General features: G+C 57.4%; 15 protein-coding genes. 5 read left to right on the forward strand and 10 right to left on the reverse strand.

Annotation, left to right across the window (positions count from 1 at the left end):
• Positions 1 to 89 precede the first annotated feature (89 nt).
• Positions 90 to 890, forward strand: a complete 801-nt coding sequence (locus ACR0AU_RS06405) for a phosphotransferase family protein (RefSeq protein WP_480567948.1) — start codon at positions 90 to 92, stop codon at positions 888 to 890.
• On the opposite strand, the gene ACR0AU_RS06410 is transcribed toward ACR0AU_RS06405, so the two are convergent.
• The 5 genes from ACR0AU_RS06410 to ACR0AU_RS06430 form a co-directional block, all read right to left on the reverse strand.
• Positions 885 to 2,186, reverse strand: a complete 1,302-nt coding sequence (locus ACR0AU_RS06410; RefSeq protein ID WP_170636398.1) for an NAD(P)/FAD-dependent oxidoreductase — start codon at positions 2,184 to 2,186, stop codon at positions 885 to 887. The genes ACR0AU_RS06405 and ACR0AU_RS06410 overlap by 6 nt on opposite strands.
• Positions 2,183 to 3,001, reverse strand: a complete 819-nt coding sequence (locus tag ACR0AU_RS06415; protein ID WP_170398984.1) for an ABC transporter permease — start codon at positions 2,999 to 3,001, stop codon at positions 2,183 to 2,185. Before ACR0AU_RS06415 ends, ACR0AU_RS06410 begins: the two co-directional genes overlap by 4 nt.
• Positions 2,998 to 3,888 carry an ABC transporter permease subunit gene (locus ACR0AU_RS06420; RefSeq protein WP_170406776.1) on the reverse strand — a complete coding sequence of 297 codons (891 nt, stop codon included), beginning with the start codon at positions 3,886 to 3,888 and terminating at the stop codon, positions 2,998 to 3,000. Before ACR0AU_RS06420 ends, ACR0AU_RS06415 begins: the two co-directional genes overlap by 4 nt.
• Positions 3,888 to 5,015, reverse strand: coding sequence for an ABC transporter ATP-binding protein (locus ACR0AU_RS06425; RefSeq protein WP_170636399.1), 1,128 nt, complete (start codon positions 5,013 to 5,015; stop codon positions 3,888 to 3,890). The genes ACR0AU_RS06420 and ACR0AU_RS06425 overlap by 1 nt, the downstream gene beginning before the upstream one ends.
• A 70-nt stretch (positions 5,016 to 5,085) precedes the next feature.
• Entirely contained in the window at positions 5,086 to 6,171 is a 1,086-nt protein-coding gene (locus tag ACR0AU_RS06430) for a polyamine ABC transporter substrate-binding protein (RefSeq protein WP_170398992.1), read from the reverse strand.
• A 140-nt stretch (positions 6,172 to 6,311) separates the two neighbouring features.
• Between ACR0AU_RS06430 and ACR0AU_RS06435 the strand changes: the two genes are divergently transcribed.
• Both ACR0AU_RS06435 and ACR0AU_RS06440 read left to right on the forward strand, forming a co-directional pair.
• Positions 6,312 to 6,995, forward strand: coding sequence for a GntR family transcriptional regulator (locus ACR0AU_RS06435; RefSeq protein WP_170625764.1), 684 nt, complete (start codon positions 6,312 to 6,314; stop codon positions 6,993 to 6,995).
• A gap of 75 nt (positions 6,996 to 7,070) precedes the next feature.
• Positions 7,071 to 8,468, forward strand: coding sequence for an aspartate aminotransferase family protein (locus tag ACR0AU_RS06440; protein WP_170732556.1), 1,398 nt, complete (start codon positions 7,071 to 7,073; stop codon positions 8,466 to 8,468).
• 40 nt (positions 8,469 to 8,508) lie between these two features.
• Here the strand turns inward: ACR0AU_RS06440 and ACR0AU_RS06445 are convergent, their stop codons facing one another.
• Both ACR0AU_RS06445 and ACR0AU_RS06450 read right to left on the reverse strand, forming a co-directional pair.
• Positions 8,509 to 9,825: a lytic murein transglycosylase gene (locus tag ACR0AU_RS06445; protein WP_170514885.1), complete on the reverse strand. Its 1,317-nt coding sequence runs from the start codon at positions 9,823 to 9,825 to the stop codon at positions 8,509 to 8,511.
• Between the two features lie 70 nt (positions 9,826 to 9,895).
• Positions 9,896 to 10,603, reverse strand: a complete 708-nt coding sequence (locus ACR0AU_RS06450) for a helix-turn-helix transcriptional regulator (RefSeq protein WP_170514888.1) — start codon at positions 10,601 to 10,603, stop codon at positions 9,896 to 9,898.
• Between the two features lie 82 nt (positions 10,604 to 10,685).
• On the opposite strand from ACR0AU_RS06450, the gene ACR0AU_RS06455 reads away from it, so the two are divergent.
• On the forward strand, positions 10,686 to 11,384 hold the full coding sequence (locus ACR0AU_RS06455; protein ID WP_480790447.1) for a glutathione S-transferase family protein: 699 nt from the start codon (positions 10,686 to 10,688) through the stop codon (positions 11,382 to 11,384).
• The gene (locus ACR0AU_RS06460) at positions 11,381 to 11,767 is read left to right on the forward strand and encodes a DUF1801 domain-containing protein (protein ID WP_170406797.1); all 387 of its coding nucleotides are present in this window, start codon (positions 11,381 to 11,383) and stop codon (positions 11,765 to 11,767) included. The genes ACR0AU_RS06455 and ACR0AU_RS06460 overlap by 4 nt, the downstream gene beginning before the upstream one ends.
• Here ACR0AU_RS06460 and rnr read toward each other — a convergent pair.
• The 3 genes from rnr to dapE are packed head-to-tail and all read right to left on the reverse strand — an operon-like array spanning position 11,758 to position 15,792.
• Positions 11,758 to 14,016 carry a ribonuclease R gene (rnr, locus tag ACR0AU_RS06465; protein WP_480795431.1) on the reverse strand — a complete coding sequence of 753 codons (2,259 nt, stop codon included), beginning with the start codon at positions 14,014 to 14,016 and terminating at the stop codon, positions 11,758 to 11,760. The two genes, ACR0AU_RS06460 and rnr, sit on opposite strands and share 10 nt — an antisense overlap.
• Positions 14,017 to 14,073: 57 nt before the next feature.
• A complete protein-coding gene (locus ACR0AU_RS06470) occupies positions 14,074 to 14,649 on the reverse strand; it encodes a TIGR04282 family arsenosugar biosynthesis glycosyltransferase (RefSeq protein ID WP_480537090.1) in 576 nt (191 codons plus the stop codon).
• A 3-nt stretch (positions 14,650 to 14,652) separates the two neighbouring features.
• Positions 14,653 to 15,792 (reverse strand): succinyl-diaminopimelate desuccinylase, encoded by a 1,140-nt coding sequence (gene dapE / locus ACR0AU_RS06475; RefSeq protein ID WP_170732567.1) that lies wholly within the window; start codon positions 15,790 to 15,792, stop codon positions 14,653 to 14,655.
• Between the last annotated feature and the right edge of the window lie 97 nt (positions 15,793 to 15,889).

A 15,889-nucleotide genomic window follows, 5' to 3' on the forward strand; every position in this document is an offset into this window, starting at 1 on the left:
ATCGCGACTCGCTCCCTAACCCGGTATCTCTCCTGTCTGAACATCACCAACCTCCCCCGGGTCTTGTTGCCCAGCTCAGCACCCAAGGTTTGATCCGCCACGACGTGACCTTCGAGGTGTTGTACGGTGGGCGGACCAATCATGTCTGGAAGGTTTTGTCCGGCAATAGTGATGCCGTGCTTAAGCTATACAGTGCGCGGTTTCAGAACCCCTTGTTTCGCAACGATGCCCGGCTTGAGTCAGAATGTCTGCGCACGCTCAACAGCTTTGGCTTCGTGCCCAATTTACGTGCCACGGGTTCCTTTGGAGACGACAGCTGGGTCTACTATGACCACGCTCCGGGCGTCCCTTGGCAGGACGATGTTTCGGGCGTGGCCCATCTGCTTGGAAGGTTGCACCAAATTCCGGTCAATCTGGACCTCCCTAACGGCTGCAATGGCAGCGAAGATCTGGAACAGCACGCATGTCAAATTCTGGCTGATTGCCACGCGGAAGAGCGGCGATCGTTGCTTGCAAAAAAACCTCAGGCCCAAGTACCGCCATTATCCGCGCGGTGCTTGATCCATGGCGATCCGGTCGCGGGAAACATCCTGCAATCGAAAAATGGGCTGACGCTGATCGATTGGCAATGCCCGGCCTTCGGTGACCCATGTGAAGACTTGGCGATATTCCTTTCACCTGCGATGCAGCAACTCTATCGAGGCGCGCCCTTGTCCGAGGCCGAAGAGACGCTGTTTCTTAAGGCCTACGACCAACCCGATATCACCGAACGCTATCTGTCATTGAGGCCTTGGTTTGCGTGGCGCATGGCCGCTTATTGTCTTTGGCGGGCCGAAAACGGTGCGGCTGATTATGCCATTGGGTATGAGTTGGAAGTTGAGGCCTTATAGGTCCGCCAGACCCAGATACGCATAGGCTGGCGGCATGACAGCGCGACGCCAACGGCCAAAGGGAAACCGCCCCGGCGCACCCGCAATAGGGGACGGAATGTCTGCGGATTGCCCCAGCACCAGTCGCGCCAAAGCACGTCCGCAATAGGTTCCCATCGCCACACCATTGCCGTGGTAAGCAAACCCTGCATACATCCCCGGATGCTCAGGAACCGGGCCCACAAAGGGCACAAGGTTCCGGGCAAGGCAAACCATGCCGGACCACTTATGTGTGACATCGACCGTGTCCCAGGCGGGGAACATCCGCCTGAAATCCCCGAAGGCCTTTTGCCGAATGCGCGCCTCAGCCCCAGGGGATGAAAGCAGCCCCCCTCGTGTCCCAAACAGAAATCGTCGATTGGGCATCAATCGGAAATAGTGCAGCAAATTACGCGTGTCATAGGCCATCTGATCCGACGTCCAGCCTTGCGCCTGCAGCTCGACATCAGTCAGAGGCCGCGTCACAAGAACCGTTGACTGTGCAGGCATATAACGCGCGGCCAACCAGGGCGGCAGATCCTCGCTTGAGTAGCCATTTGTGCACACCAGAACGTTCGAAGCACGAACGTGACCCGCAGGCGAGGTCAGCACGAATCCCGAGGCGGCCTGTTTGATCTGCGTGATCGGGCTGTTCTGGAAAAGAGTTGCGCCCTTTGCCTGGGCGGCGCCAGCCAAACCGAACAGATACTTTCGGGGGTTCAGGGCAAAGCCAATTGGCGTTGTATAGCCGCCGAAAAACGCCCCACCCAGCCCGAGGCCCTGCAGATCGTCAATCTCATGTAATTGTCCGGCCGGATCGGCCGACCGGCGCAATCGTTCCATCGCGCGCCGTGAATGGGCCAGTTGAGTTTCACCCTTGGAATGCGTTTCGGCGTCGATTTGGTTATCACGCAGAAGGTCAGCAACCAGTGAAACGGCGTCTTCTTCCGCTTGGTAATAGGTCTGCGTTGCCACCTGACCATAGCGACGGGTCAGGCCAGCCTTGCTGAGCTTTGACCCGCCTAGACAACAAAAGCCCCCGTTTCGACCGGACGCCCCCCAGCCCGGTGTTTCCGCCTCGAACACAGCGACCGAAACCCCTGCCTCGGACAGATGCAATGCGGCGGACAAGCCGGTAAACCCGCCCCCGATGACGGCGACATCAACGCTGATATCGTCTTCGAGCTTTGGCCAAGCAGGGGTCGCGATCGTCTCATCCCACCAACACCCCGCGCGTGGCGCGGGGCCGTAGGCATAATCAGGAAATATACGCCTCATTCAGCGCTTGCCGCGGCCAACTCATCCTGTTTCTGCCTAACCATCGCCCGCTTGGTCACCAGGGACGCGGTAATAACGCCCACCGTGACAACCGCGATCATTAATGTTGACAGCGCATTGATCTCGGGACTGACGCCCAAACGCACAGCCGAGAAAATCTTGATCGGCAAGGTGGTGGCAGAAGGCCCAGATGTAAACGAAGCAATCACTAGGTCATCCAGCGACAGGGTGAAAGCCAGCAGCCATCCCGAAATCACTGCCGGAGCAATGATTGGCAAGGTCACCAAGCGAAACGCCTGCGCAGGAGAACAGCCCAGATCCAGTGCGGCCTCTTCCAGCGATCGATCAAAGGTCACAAGGCGCGAGGACACGACGACCGAGACAAAACACATCGAAAACGTCGTGTGCGCCAGAACGATGGTCAAGATCCCCCGGTCCAATCCGATGCCAATGAACAATAACAGCAGCGACAGACCCGTGATCACTTCGGGCATCACGAGCGGGGCATAGATCATCCCGGAAAACAGTGTTCGCCCAAAGAACCGCCCACCGCGTACCAGAACATAGGCCGCTGCGGTGCCCAGAATCGTGGCCAGCGTTGATGAGAATACGGCAACGCGCAGCGTGACCCAGGCTGCATCAAGAAAGGCTTCGTTCTGCATCAACTCGCCGTACCATTTGGTCGAGAACCCGGCCCAAACGGTGACAAGCTTGCTTTCGTTGAAGCTGAAGATGATCAGGATGATCATCGGGATATACAGAAAGGCAAATCCCAGCGTCAGTGAGACAGTGTTGAACCAGCTCAGCCTGTTCATTGTTCTGCCTCCGTCTGCTTTTGCTGGTTGCGCTGGAACAGCACAATCGGGATCACGAGGATGAGCAACAGAACCACGGCCACCGCGCTGGCGACGGGCCAATCGCGGTTCGAGAAGAACTCTTCCCACAGCACCTTACCGATCATCAAGGTCCCCGATCCGCCCAGTAGCGAGGGGATTACGAATTCCCCAATCACCGGAATCATCACGAGGAAGCAGCCCGCGATAATACCGGGGCGCGACAAGGGGATTGTGATCAACCAGAATGCCTGCAGACGCGAACACCCAAGGTCTTCAGCGGCTTCGATCAGCGACCCGTCCATCCGTTCAAGCGACGAATAAATCGGCAGGATCATAAAAGGTAGGTAGGTATAAACGATACCGATATAAACTGCGGTATTCGTGTTCAGAATGGTCAGCGGCGCTGAGATGATGCCTGTCCAAAGCAAGAGCTGGTTCAGATAGCCTTCGTTGCTGAGGATACCCATCCATGCGTAAACCCGGATCAGGAACGAAGTCCAGAACGGCAGGATGACCAGCATCATGAATGTAGGTCGCCACTCTTCAGGTGCGCGCGCCATCGCATATGCGATCGGATACCCGACAATCAGCGTCAACACCGTTGAGATCAGCGCGATCTTTACGCTGGACAGATAGGCCTTCCAATAAAGATCATCTTCAGTCAGCCAGACAAAGTTTTCCAGATCAAGCTGGCTGAAGAAATCCCTGATACCCGCCCAACCTGCGGACAGGTCCAGCGTCGGAGTGTAGGGCGGAATGGCAAGTGCGGTGTCTGAAAGCGATATCTTTAGGACGATAAAGAATGGCACCAAGAACAGTGCCAGCAACCAGACATACGGGACAGCGATAAGAACAGCGCGGCGCATCAGTTTTCCAGCAGAACTGCGGCAGTCGCTGTCCAGGACAGCCAAACCGGGTCTTCCCAGGTGAACGAGCGGCGCGAGATGCGGCGGGTATTCGCTGTTTGCGCCTTGATGATCGTGCCGTTTGGCAGTTCGACATGATAGGTCGACAAGTTGCCCAGATAGGCGATGTCATGCACCTTGCCCTGAATGGCGTTGATTGCATCGACCGGGCGCTCGGCAGAGATCGCGACCTTTTCAGGCCGGATCGCCAGATGACAGCTCTGACCATTGGACAGTTGGGTCGCAGAAGACGCCGCTAACGGGGGCTGCCCTTCTGCCCACTCGATCTGATAACTTTCGTCGCCTGCTGCAGTAGCTCGTCCCTCAATGATATTTACATCCCCAATGAAATCAGCAACATAAACCGAGTTTGGTGTCTCATAGATGCGATCTGGAGTTGCCACTTGCATCAGTTTGCCCTGATCCATCACGGCCACTCGGCTGGCAACGGTCATCGCCTCTTCCTGATCGTGCGTCACGATGACAAAGGTCGTGCCGGTTTTTTCCTGAATGTCCATCAACTCGAACTGAGTATCCTGACGGAGTTTCTTATCCAAAGCACCCAAAGGTTCGTCGAGCAATAGCAGTTTTGGTGCTTTGGCCAATGACCGGGCCAGCGCAACGCGTTGGCGTTGACCACCCGAGATCTGGTGCGGCTTGCGGCGTGCGAACTGTTCCAGCCGGGTTAGGCGCAGCATCTCATCGACCCGCTCTTCCAGATCGCGCTTGGGCATGTTGTCCCGGCGCAGGCCAAAGGCGATGTTGTCCCAGATGCTGAGATGAGGAAACAGCGCATACGACTGAAACATCATGTTTACCGCCCGTTTGTTGGGCGGGATCGGGTCGATATCCTGTCCACCCAGAAGGATATGACCATCGGAGGGGGTTTCGAATCCGGCCAGCATCCGCATCATCGTGGTCTTGCCGCAGCCCGACGGGCCGAGCAGCGCAAAGAACTCACGCTCGTAGATATCCAGTGAAAGATTGTCGATTGCGGTGAATGCGCCAAAACGCTTGGTGACGTTCTGGAACTGGATCAAGGGTTTCGCCTGCGGGTCATCCCACGGCGCAAAGACTTCAGAATTCAAGGCGGCCCCCGTTTATCGGTCAGGATAAAAATGGCGCAAGGCAGTGGGCCCGCCTTGCGCTATGATCAGATCAGGTGCCTGATTTCACTTTGGTCCAGAGACGTGTCACCACCCGCTGGGTCTTTGCCGGATAAGGTGTGGTGATGTAGAGGTTCTGCATGGTCGCATCATCCGGATAGATCGCCGGATCACCGATCACGTCCTCTTCAAGAAACTCCTGCGAGGCCTTGTTGCCGTTGGCGTAGTACACATAGTTCGACGCCGCAGCCATGTTGTTGGCATCCAAGATAAAGTTCAGGAACTGGTGCGCGCCTTCGGGGTTTGGTGCGTCGACCGGAATAGCCATCTGGTCAAACCACATCAGCGAGCCTTCCGCAAAGGGATGGTATTCAATTTCCACGCCGTTATCCGCTTCCGCCGCACGGTCGCGTGCCTGCAAGATGTCGCCCGACCAGCCGACAGCAACGCAGATATCACCATTGGCGAGCGCATTGATGTATTCCGAACTATGGAATTTCTGAACATACGGGCGCACACTGGTCAGAATTTCTTCGGTTTTCCCAATTACATCCGTGTCGTGGCTGTCAGGGTCTTCGCCGATATACTGCAGCACCATCGGAATGATCTCAGACGGTGCGTCGAGGAAATGCACCCCACACGAGGCCAGCTTTTCCATGTTTTCGGGCTTGAGCACCAGATCCATGCTGTTAAGCGCAACATCGTCGCCCAGCACTTCTTTGACCTTGCCGACATTCAACCCGATACCTGTCGTGCCCCACATATAGTTGATCGAGTAGGCGTTGTTGGGGTCATACCCTGCGGTTCGTTCCTGGATCACATCCCATAGGTTGCCTGCATTCGACAGCTTGGCGGCATCCAGTTCCTGGAATGCGCCGGCCTGGATCTGGCGTTGTAGGAACGTGCCTGAAGGCACAACCACATCATAGCCTGACCCACCGGCCAGCATTTTTGTTTCCAGAACCTCGTTGCTGTCGAACACATCGTAGATCAGGGTCAGCCCTGTTTCTTCTTCGAATTTGCTCAGCAGATCTTCGTCGATGTAGTCGGACCAGTTATAGACGCGCACTTCTTCAGCAAACGCGGCCGAAGTCCCCAATGCGACGATCGCTGTCATCCCCAGCGTTTTCAGTTTCATATTTTTCTCCCTGCAACTGTGCGGCCATTTTGACCTTTTTTTGGATTTGATCAAGTTTTGCGTTTCACGACGGTTTCACCTATGGTCGGAATAGGTGAAGATTCTGGCAAGACAGAAACACTTGGATTGGGGCAAACCTTTTGGATTTGATCAAAAATAAAGCAGATATACCTCCGGTAGATGAAGAAAAACGCCCAGCGCACGAACAGGTCTATCGGACACTGAAATCCCAGATTCTGTTTGGCGATCTCGTGCCCGGGCAGCCGGTTACGATCCAGGGTCTGACTGATTCGCTTGGTGTCGGCATGACTCCGGTGCGCGAGGCGATACGCCGTCTGATTTCCGACGGCGCGCTCATTTTTCAGGGCAATCGTCGCGTGAGCGTCCCGCTGCTTTCAGCCAACGACATCGAGCAGATGATTTTCGCAAGAATTTCAATAGAAACAGAGCTTTCCAGGCGATCCACAAAGAACATATCTATAACCGAGATCGACTATCTTGAGCAGCTGGATCAACGATTGGACAATATGATCGCGGATGGAGATGTAGGGGGTTACCTGCGTTTGAACCACGCCTTTCACCAATCTCTGTATTCCCATGCGGACGCTCCGATACTTGTTGATCTAGCCGAACGGCTATGGCTGCGATTCGGCCCTTCGTTGCGCATCGTTTGCGGTCGCTTCGGCACTCAAAGCCTGCCCGACAGACACAAAGACATTATTGCCGCGCTACGTGAGCGAGATGCGGAAAAGGCCGCGTTAGCAACAGCGCAGGACATTGAGCAGGGTATGGGAATGATGGGCGATGCTTTGCCAAGCACCTAGAAACCAGCGATTCGATTGACAGCATAAAATTTGATCATATTCTGTCTGGCAACGACGCTTGCTGGAGAATCCGAGATGTCCACCATCACCAATCACATGCCCACTGCCGAATTGCAGGCGCTGGACGCAGCACACCATCTGCATCCTTTTTCAACCAATGAGTCGCTGGCAGACGAAGGTGTCAGGGTCATCACCCGTGCCAAGGGCGTCTATCTGACCGATAGCGAAGGTCATGAAATTCTGGATGGTATGGCCGGATTGTGGTGCGTGAATATCGGATATGGCCGCGACGAGCTGGCCGATGCAGCCGCACGTCAAATGCGCGAGCTGCCGTACTATAATACTTTCTTCAAGACGACCCATACGCCCGCCATTGCGCTGGCTGCAAAACTGGCTGAGCTTGCGCCAGGTGATCTGAACCATGTCTTCTTTGCCGGAAGCGGGTCCGAGGCCAACGACACCAACATCCGTCTAGTGCGCACCTATTGGGCCGAAAAAGGTCAGCCGGACAAGAACATCATCATCAGCCGCAAGAATGCCTATCACGGTTCTTCTGTTGGATCGGCGTCGTTGGGTGGCATGGCAGGAATGCATGCGCAGGGCGGCATTCCAATCCCGAATGTCCACCATATCAACCAGCCGAACTGGTGGGCGGAAGGCGGCGATATGAGCCCCGAGGAATTCGGCCTTGCCCGCGCGCGCGAGCTGGAAGAAGCCATTCAGGAACTGGGCGAAGATCGCGTCGCTGCCTTCATCGCCGAACCTGTGCAGGGCGCAGGCGGCGTGATAATCGCACCCGACACATATTGGCCTGAAATTCAGCGCATCTGCGACAAGTACGATATACTGCTGATCGCGGATGAGGTGATCTGCGGGTTTGGCCGAACCGGCAACTGGTTCGGCTCGCAAACCGTCGGGATCAAACCGCATATCATGACAATCGCCAAGGGCCTTAGCTCAGGCTATGCACCTATTGGCGGATCGATCGTCTGCGACGAAGTCGCACGTGTCATCAGCGCCACCGAGTTCAACCATGGCTACACCTATTCCGGCCACCCGGTTGCCGCAGCAGTTGCGCTCGAAAATCTGCGCATCCTCGAAGAAGAAAACGTCGTCGATCACGTGCGCAACGTGGCCGCGCCCTATATGAAAAAGAAATGGGACGCATTGGTCGAGCATCCGCTGGTCGGAGAGGCAAAGATCGCAGGCTTGATGGGGTCCATCGCATTGACGCCTGAAAAGGCAAGCCGAGCCAAGTTCGCATCAGATCCCGGCACGATCGGATATATCTGCCGCGAACATTGCTTCAAAAACAATTTGATCATGCGTCATGTGGACGACCGCCTGGTCATCTCTCCGCCGTTGGTCATTACCCCGGCCGAAGTCGACGAGATGTTCGTGCGCATTCAAAAATCGTTGGATGATGCGTTGGTTGAAATCAACGAAAAAGGTCTGATGAAGCCTGCGTCCTGATCATTAGATCATGGGCGACCCAATTGGGTCGCCCTGATTATCAGCGCATCCTTTCCAGCAGGCCGAGCGACGGGTATCCATCCGGGATCAACCCCTGAGCAACCTGAAACGCGCGCACCGCGTTAATCGTATTTGGCCCGGTGCGCCCATCGATCCCTTGTGTATCGAAGCCCGCCTGAGTCAGCCGACGCTGTAGTTCTTTCTTTTCAGTAAAGCTCAATACGCGATCGCCACGCGGCCAATCGGCCTCAAACGGAGAGCCTCCTGCAAGCCGGTCGGACAGATGCCCGATGCCGATCACATAGGCATCGGCGCCGTTGTAGGCCTCGATCACTTTGAAATTATTGAAGATCATCAGGGCGACACCCCGACCACCCGCCGGTAACAAGATTGCTGCTTGCCCGTGATCGGGCACTGCCTTGCCCGAGTAAGCAAGAACCCCACGGGCCGCCCATTCCGACGGCATCAGAGTGAAATCTCGCCGCGCATTGGCGTAGTCAAAGTCGGATGGTAGTTGCACTTCGACCCCCCAAGGTTGGCCTTTGGTCCATCCATGTTTTGCCAAATAAGAAGCGGCTGATGCTAAGGCATCAGTTGGATTATCCGACCAGATCTCGCGACGCCCATCTCCATCGAAATCAACCGCGTAATCAAGAAACGAGGTCGGCATGAACTGTGTATGCCCCATCGCCCCAGCCCAACTGCCTACCATATTCTCAGGGTCGACATCCCCTGCTTGCAGTATCTGCAACGCGGCGATCAGCTGTCCCTCAAAAAAGCTTGCTCGTCGAGCATCAAAGGCCAAAGTCGCCAGCGACCGAATGGTTTGCTTGCTTCCTCGGTAGGTGCCGAACGAAGTCTCAAGACCCCAGATCGCGGTCACGACCTCTTTTTCGACGCCGTACCGGGCTTCGATCCGGGTCAAAATCTCTCGGTGCTTGTCTAGTCCAACGCGACCGTTGGAAATCCGCGTTTTTGAAACCGCTCCGTCCAGATATTCCCAGATCGGTTTGGAAAACTCCGCCTGATTGCGATCGCGTTTGATGATGTCACTGTCATAGGTCACCCCAGCCAACGCCCGATCCAGCGTATTGACCGAGATGCCCTGCTCTTGCGCCCGCTTGCGAAATGCCCCCAGCCAAGCCTGAAATCGGGCATTCCCGTCTGCCGATACACGTTGCACCTCGACCTTTGGCCGCAGCACGGGCCGTACCGAGACCGTCACGTCCGCCGAGGCCAGTTGCACATTGTCGACCAAAGGTCGGGCCAGAGGCCGTATCGAATTGTCTGTTGTATCCGCCTGCACGATGGATGCCCATAATGCGGCGGTCATAACGCCACCTACACACTTACGCATTCCGTTTTATCCTGATTACTGCTCAGAGCCGATGATAGCGCACAATCGGGATTTCTCAAAACGCAGAACGTCAGGTTTCGTGATCCTGTTCCTCACGTTCCGCGCGAATACGGGCAATGGCATCACGCAAAAGCGATACGCGATTGGGTCGAAAGCTATCCTCGGTCACATCCATGCCCTGCATACGATCCAGCCGAAACACTCGGAAATCCTGGCGCAAGTGACACCAGCTGAGCAGTACGCTGGCGCGATCCATATAGACGATGCTCAGCGGATTGACCCGACGCCGGGTATCCGCGCCTTTGGCATCGGTATAGGCGAACTCGATCACGCGTTCATCCCATGCGGCTTGGCGTAGAATGGCGACGTCAATTGTTGGCACCGCTGGTCTGTCAAATCGCGTGGCGGTCAAAACGGCGTGGCTCAATCGGTGCGACTGGCGCTGCGGCAATCGGCCCTGCAGCTTGCGTAAGGCTGCGCTTGCAGCATCCGACAGCGCCGGGTCTCCGATCAATTGCACCTCGCGCAAGCCCAACACCAGCGCTTCGAGCTCGTCATTGGTGAAACCCAACGGCGGTAGGGTGGCATCCTCGATTAGGGTGAACCCGAAACCGGCCTCTCCGTCGATTATCGCCCCGAGGCCACGCAATGCATCGATATCCCGGTGCACTGTGCGCGGCGAAACGCCTAAATCCTGCGCCAATTGAACCGACGTTCTGGGCGAGGGGCCAGATCGTAGGGCCTGCATCAACTGAAAAAGACGAGCGGTGCGGGACATAGTATATTCTACTCTAAATCTAATGTCAGAATCTGTCATCAGTCCGGCGTATCCATCAGGCGTCCCAACTATGGAGCTGATGATGCTGACCCTTCTCACCTTCCCCTCTGCCTTTGGCCTGTTCAGCGCCAGCCCATTCTGCGTGAAAACGGCCCTGATGCTTCAAAACGCGGGCCTGCGCTGGCAACGGTCCGATCTGCTGGACCCGCGCAATATGCCACACCAGAAGCTGCCGGTTCTGCGTACGCCTGAACGTCTGATTCCGGACAGCGACCTGATCCGCGACTGGCTTGAGGCTCAGGGGGCCGATTTCGATGCTGGCCTGACCGACCTGCAAAAAGCCCAGTCCCGCGCACTGGTCCGCATGGCCGAGGAACACCTTTACTTTCATGTCGTGCAGGACCGTTGGGCCAATGATGAGGTTTGGCCAATCCTGCGCGATACATTCTTTACCGTCATTCCCGCACTGATCCGCAAGCCGGTTTCGAATTCGATCCGGAAATCCGTTCTCAAGGGGCTCGCGTTTCAAGGTGTATCCCGCTTTTCGCCCGTCGAACGACAAGACCGGCTGGAGCGCGACTTTGAGGCGATCTCGGCCTATCTTTGGCAATCGCCCTACCTGATGGGAGAGAAACCTACGTCGGCGGACATGAGCGTCGGTCCAATGCTGGCGGCGATGCGCGCGACACCATCAGACACCCCCCTGACCCGTCGGATTAAACAAGATAAGCTGCTCAACAGCTATATCGACCGAATGGAGCAGGCGATCCCGCTATCATGACAGCCTTTGAGGACAAAAAAGTCGCTGCAGCCTATGAGGCGCTACCAGAAGAGACGCGCAATGGGGCACTAGCGCTGCGCGAGTTGATCTTCGAAACTGCGGCCTCGCTGCCACGCGCTCAGCCTCTGGAAGAAGCGTTGCGGTGGGGCCAGCCCGCCTATCTGGCGCCCAAAGGCTCGACGATTCGTTTGGGCGGACACAAGGCGGCTTGCTTTGCGTTGTTCGTACACTGCCAAAGCCGACTGATGGGGGATTTTACTTCCGCCTTTCCTGGAGAGGATCGGATCGACGGCAATCGCGCGATTCTGTTCGACCGGCCCGATCAGATTGATCCTACGCGCCATGGCTGGCTGATTGCGCGCGCGCTTACTTATCACCTCTGACGGCGTTTGCGTTCGACCTTGCGCTTGATCTTGTCCTTCTTGCGTTTGGTGCTGGCGGCCTTGCGCCGCGTTCCGCGCTTGGCGGGGCCACGGCCGCGCGGCAGCGCCTGATCATCGATGGACAACAACTCCAATTCCAATCCGCCCGTCACCGGCGTCGCCTCGGTCAACCGCACCGTGACACGCTGGCCAATGGCGATGATCAGCCCGGTGTCCGAGCCCATCAGCGTCCCGGCCTCTCGGTCGAAATGGAAAAACTCTCGCCCCAGCGAACGCACTGGAACCAGACCGTCCGCTCCGGTCTCGTCCATCTTCACGAAGGCACCGAACCGGGCAATACCGCTGATCCGGCCAGAAAACTCATTGCCGACCCGCTCGCTGAGATAGGCCGCCAGATAGCGATCAGTCGTATCGCGCTCGGCCATCATCGAGCGGCGCTCGGTATCCGAAATATGGGTCGCCGTTTCTTCCAACCGTGCAATCTCATCCTCGGTCAATCCGTCCTTGCCCCAGCCATGGGCTGAGATCAGCGCGCGATGCACGATCAGATCAGCATAGCGCCGGATGGGAGAAGTGAAATGCGCATAGTTCCGCAGAGCCAGCCCAAAATGGCCGAAATTTTCGGGGTTGTAATAGGCCTGCGCCATCGACCGCAGGGTCGTCAGATTGATCAGTTCCGCATCCTCGGTACCAGCGGCGGCGTTTAGCAGCGCGTTCAGATGTCGGGTCTGCAATACCTGCCCTTTGGCGAGATTTAATCCCGCCGCCTGCGCCGTCTCTCTCAGGCTTTCCAGCTTTTCGGGCGCGGGCTCTTCGTGGACGCGGAACAGTAGCGGGCGGCGTTTGGTGACCAGGGTCTCGGCAGCGGCGACATTGGCGAGGATCATGAATTCCTCGATCAGCTTATGCGCATCCAGCCGGTCACGGAACGCGACACTGGTCACCTCACCCGTATCGCTGAGTACGATTTTGCGTTCAGGCAGGTCCAGTTCCAGCGGCTGCCGCACGGAACGTGCCTTTTTCAGCGCAGCATAGGCGGCGTAAAGCGGATTCAGCACCGTATCCAACAGCGGCCCGGTGCGGTCGTTCGGGTTGCCGTCGATGGCCTCCTGCACCTCGGTATAATTCAGCGAGGCGGCAGAGCGCATCAGGCCGCGCACGAACCGGTGGCCGATCTTGTTGCCTTCGGCATCAATCTGCATCCGAACCGCGATACAAGCGCGCGGGACGCCTTCGTGCAGGGAGCATAGATCGCCGGACAGGCGATCCGGCAGCATCGGCACTACGCGGTCCGGGAAGTAACTGGAGTTGCCCCGCTTGCGTGCCTCGCGATCCAGAGCCGTACCGGGTTTCACATAGGCGGCGACGTCAGCGATGGCGACCCAGATCACATGGCCACCCGGGTTCTTGGGATCGTCATCGGCATGGGCATAGCAGGCGTCGTCGTGGTCCCGTGCATCCGCAGGATCGATGGTCAGCAACGGCATATCCCGCAGGTCTTCACGCCCTTTCAGTCCAACGGGTTTGGCCTTGTCGGCTTCTTCGATTACCTTGTCCGGGAAGTCGTCGGGAATACCGTGTTGGTGGATGGCGATCAATGAGACAGCCTTGGGCGCGGTCGGATCGCCGAGCCGTTCAACAATGCGCGCACGCGGCAGACCCATGCGGTTCTTGGGTCCGGCCTGTTCGGCCTCAACCAACTCACCATCCTTGGCCCCCAGAACGGCCCCGTCCGCGACCAGCCATTCTGTCTGACCAGCCTTGTCGATAGGTACGATCTGCCCGCCTTCGGCCCCTTTGCGGAAAATGCCGACGATCTTGCGCGGGTTGGTGCCGATGCGGCGGATCAAGCGGGCTTCGTAATTGTGATCTTCCTCATGCACCACGGTCAGGCGTGCCAGAATGCGGTCACCCTCACCCAGCGCCGGATCGCTGGCACGCGTTACGAGCAGAACGATGGGCTCGACCCCCTCTCCGTGCCATTCCAACGGGCGCGCAAACAGGTCGCCATCTACGTTCGGGGCCTTCACCTGCAACACGCTGACCGGCGGCAGACGATCCGGATCGCGATAGCTGCGGTTGCGTTTTTCCAGATGGCCGTCGGCCTCAAGTTCTTTCAGGATACGCTTCAGATCGATCCGATCCGCGCCCTTGATGCCAAAAGCCTTGGCAATATCACGTTTCGAGGTCAGGGTAGGGTTCGCCGAGATCCAGTCGAGGACCTCTTGCTTGGTCGGAATGCGTGTCATGAGTTTGGCCTAGCACGAGCATGCAACCGCGTCATGGTCAAAAAGCGGTGCCTCATGTCAGCCGTGCAGATCGGCCACGGTATCCACATCGCGCAGATGATCCAGCAACGCCACCCGACGCCCGGGAATCGAAGCCAACGTGTCGGCCAACGCATGTCTCGTCGACCAACGCACGTCTTGGAACAGCCCCGAAGGCAGCGCCCCATAGCGCTGCGCACCGACCAGCCAATAGCCACCATCCGGGGCGGGCCCGAACACCATCTCAGCCCGGCCCAACGCGCGAAAAGCCCGCGCAATGTGACCCCGTGTAATGCCCGGAATATCCGCACCGATCAGGCACACCGGACCATCGGGAGCACCGCGCAACATCCGCCCCATGCGGTCGCCCAGATCTCCGCGCCCCTGAGGCTTCCGGGGTAAATCAACAGGCCAGACCCGACTGTCCATTCCCTCCCTATTTGGAGAGACCGCCAGTACAATCTGCCAGCGCGGATCACGCAGACGCCGGATCAGAGATCGCGTTTGATGCCGAAACCACCAAGCAGCCCCAACCATGCCGATATCGCGCCCCAAACGGGTCTTGACCCGCCCTGGACGTGGCTCTTTCACCATTATGACCAGCGTTTTCTGCATGGATCAGGCGAAGTAATCCGTCAGAATACGGGTGTAGATCGCCTTGAGTTGATGAATTTGCGCCACTTCGACACATTCATCAACCTGATGCATGGTGCGCCCGACCAGACCAAACTCGACCACCGGGCAATGATCTTTGATGAAGCGGGCATCCGAGGTCCCGCCGGTGGTCGAAAGCGCGGGGCGGATATTGGTTTCTGCCTTAACAGCATGAGCTACCAGATCAGACAATGCCCCCGGAGGGGTCAGAAAGCTTTCACCCGAAATCTTGATCCGGGTCTCGACATCGACGCCGAACGCCTCGGCAACGGCGGCTGCCTCGGATTGCAACCAATCGCTCAAACTGGCCCCGGAATGCAGGTCATTGAACCGGATGTTCACTGTCCCAGAACATTGCGCCGGGATCACATTTGTCGCCGGATTACCGGTGTCGATCGTGACAACCGCCAAGGTCGAGGCGTCAAAGTGGTCGGTACCCTGATCCAGTTCGTGGCTGGCCAGCCGATCCATCAGCCGTGCCATCGCTGGCACCGGGTTCTTCGCCCGATGCGGATAGGCCGAATGCCCCTGCACTCCGGTCACAGTGAACCACGCAGTCATCGAACCGCGCCGACCGATCTTCATCATTTCGCCCATCGTGTTCGGACAGGTGGGTTCGCCCACCAGACAAACCGACATCCGCTCATCCGTTGCGGCCATGTGATCCAGTAAAGCAACAGTGCCATCCAGTGCGTCGCCTTCTTCATCACCTGTGATCGTCAGGATCACCGCCCCATCCGGGGGCGTGTCACGCACAAAATCGATAGCCGCTGCCGCAAATGCTGCCACGCCCGATTTCATATCCGTTGCGCCCCGGCCGTACATCACCCCGTCCCGGACCTCGGCGCCAAAGGGGGGCATGGTCCAGGCTGCTTCATCCCCTACCGGAACCACATCCGTATGACCATTAAAGCCAAAGCTGCGCGCGTGACCCTTCTGCCCCCACCGGGCGAAGAGGTTGCAGGTTCCACCTTGATCTACGCGAGTGCAATAGAATCCGGCCTCCTCCAGCACCTGCTGCAGCAAGACCAATGCCCCGCCTTCATCAGGTGTGACTGATGGGCAACGGATCAGATTTGCTGTCAGCTCAACTGGATCGGTCATATTGGGCCTCTTGTCCTTAGGGGTGCCTGTGTTCCTGCACAGATTCAACGAATTGCCCGGATTGCCAACCCCGAATAGTCGAATTCCGAGACCGAAT

Source organism: Ruegeria sp. CG1 (genome assembly GCF_056537265.1).

Coding starts and splice junctions, on each gene's coding strand:
- ACR0AU_RS06410 (WP_170636398.1), bottom strand. CDS start 2,186: ATGAGGCGTATATTTCCTGATTATGCCTACGGCCCCGCGCCACGCGCG.
- ACR0AU_RS06415 (WP_170398984.1), bottom strand. CDS start 3,001: ATGAACAGGCTGAGCTGGTTCAACACTGTCTCACTGACGCTGGGATTT.
- ACR0AU_RS06420 (WP_170406776.1), bottom strand. CDS start 3,888: ATGCGCCGCGCTGTTCTTATCGCTGTCCCGTATGTCTGGTTGCTGGCA.
- ACR0AU_RS06430 (WP_170398992.1), bottom strand. CDS start 6,171: ATGAAACTGAAAACGCTGGGGATGACAGCGATCGTCGCATTGGGGACT.
- ACR0AU_RS06440 (WP_170732556.1), top strand. CDS start 7,071: ATGTCCACCATCACCAATCACATGCCCACTGCCGAATTGCAGGCGCTG.
- ACR0AU_RS06445 (WP_170514885.1), bottom strand. CDS start 9,825: ATGCGTAAGTGTGTAGGTGGCGTTATGACCGCCGCATTATGGGCATCC.
- ACR0AU_RS06450 (WP_170514888.1), bottom strand. CDS start 10,603: ATGTCCCGCACCGCTCGTCTTTTTCAGTTGATGCAGGCCCTACGATCT.
- ACR0AU_RS06455 (WP_480790447.1), top strand. CDS start 10,686: ATGCTGACCCTTCTCACCTTCCCCTCTGCCTTTGGCCTGTTCAGCGCC.
- ACR0AU_RS06460 (WP_170406797.1), top strand. CDS start 11,381: ATGACAGCCTTTGAGGACAAAAAAGTCGCTGCAGCCTATGAGGCGCTA.
- rnr (WP_480795431.1), bottom strand. CDS start 14,016: ATGACACGCATTCCGACCAAGCAAGAGGTCCTCGACTGGATCTCGGCG.
- ACR0AU_RS06470 (WP_480537090.1), bottom strand. CDS start 14,649: ATGCAGAAAACGCTGGTCATAATGGTGAAAGAGCCACGTCCAGGGCGG.
- dapE (WP_170732567.1), bottom strand. CDS start 15,792: ATGACCGATCCAGTTGAGCTGACAGCAAATCTGATCCGTTGCCCATCA.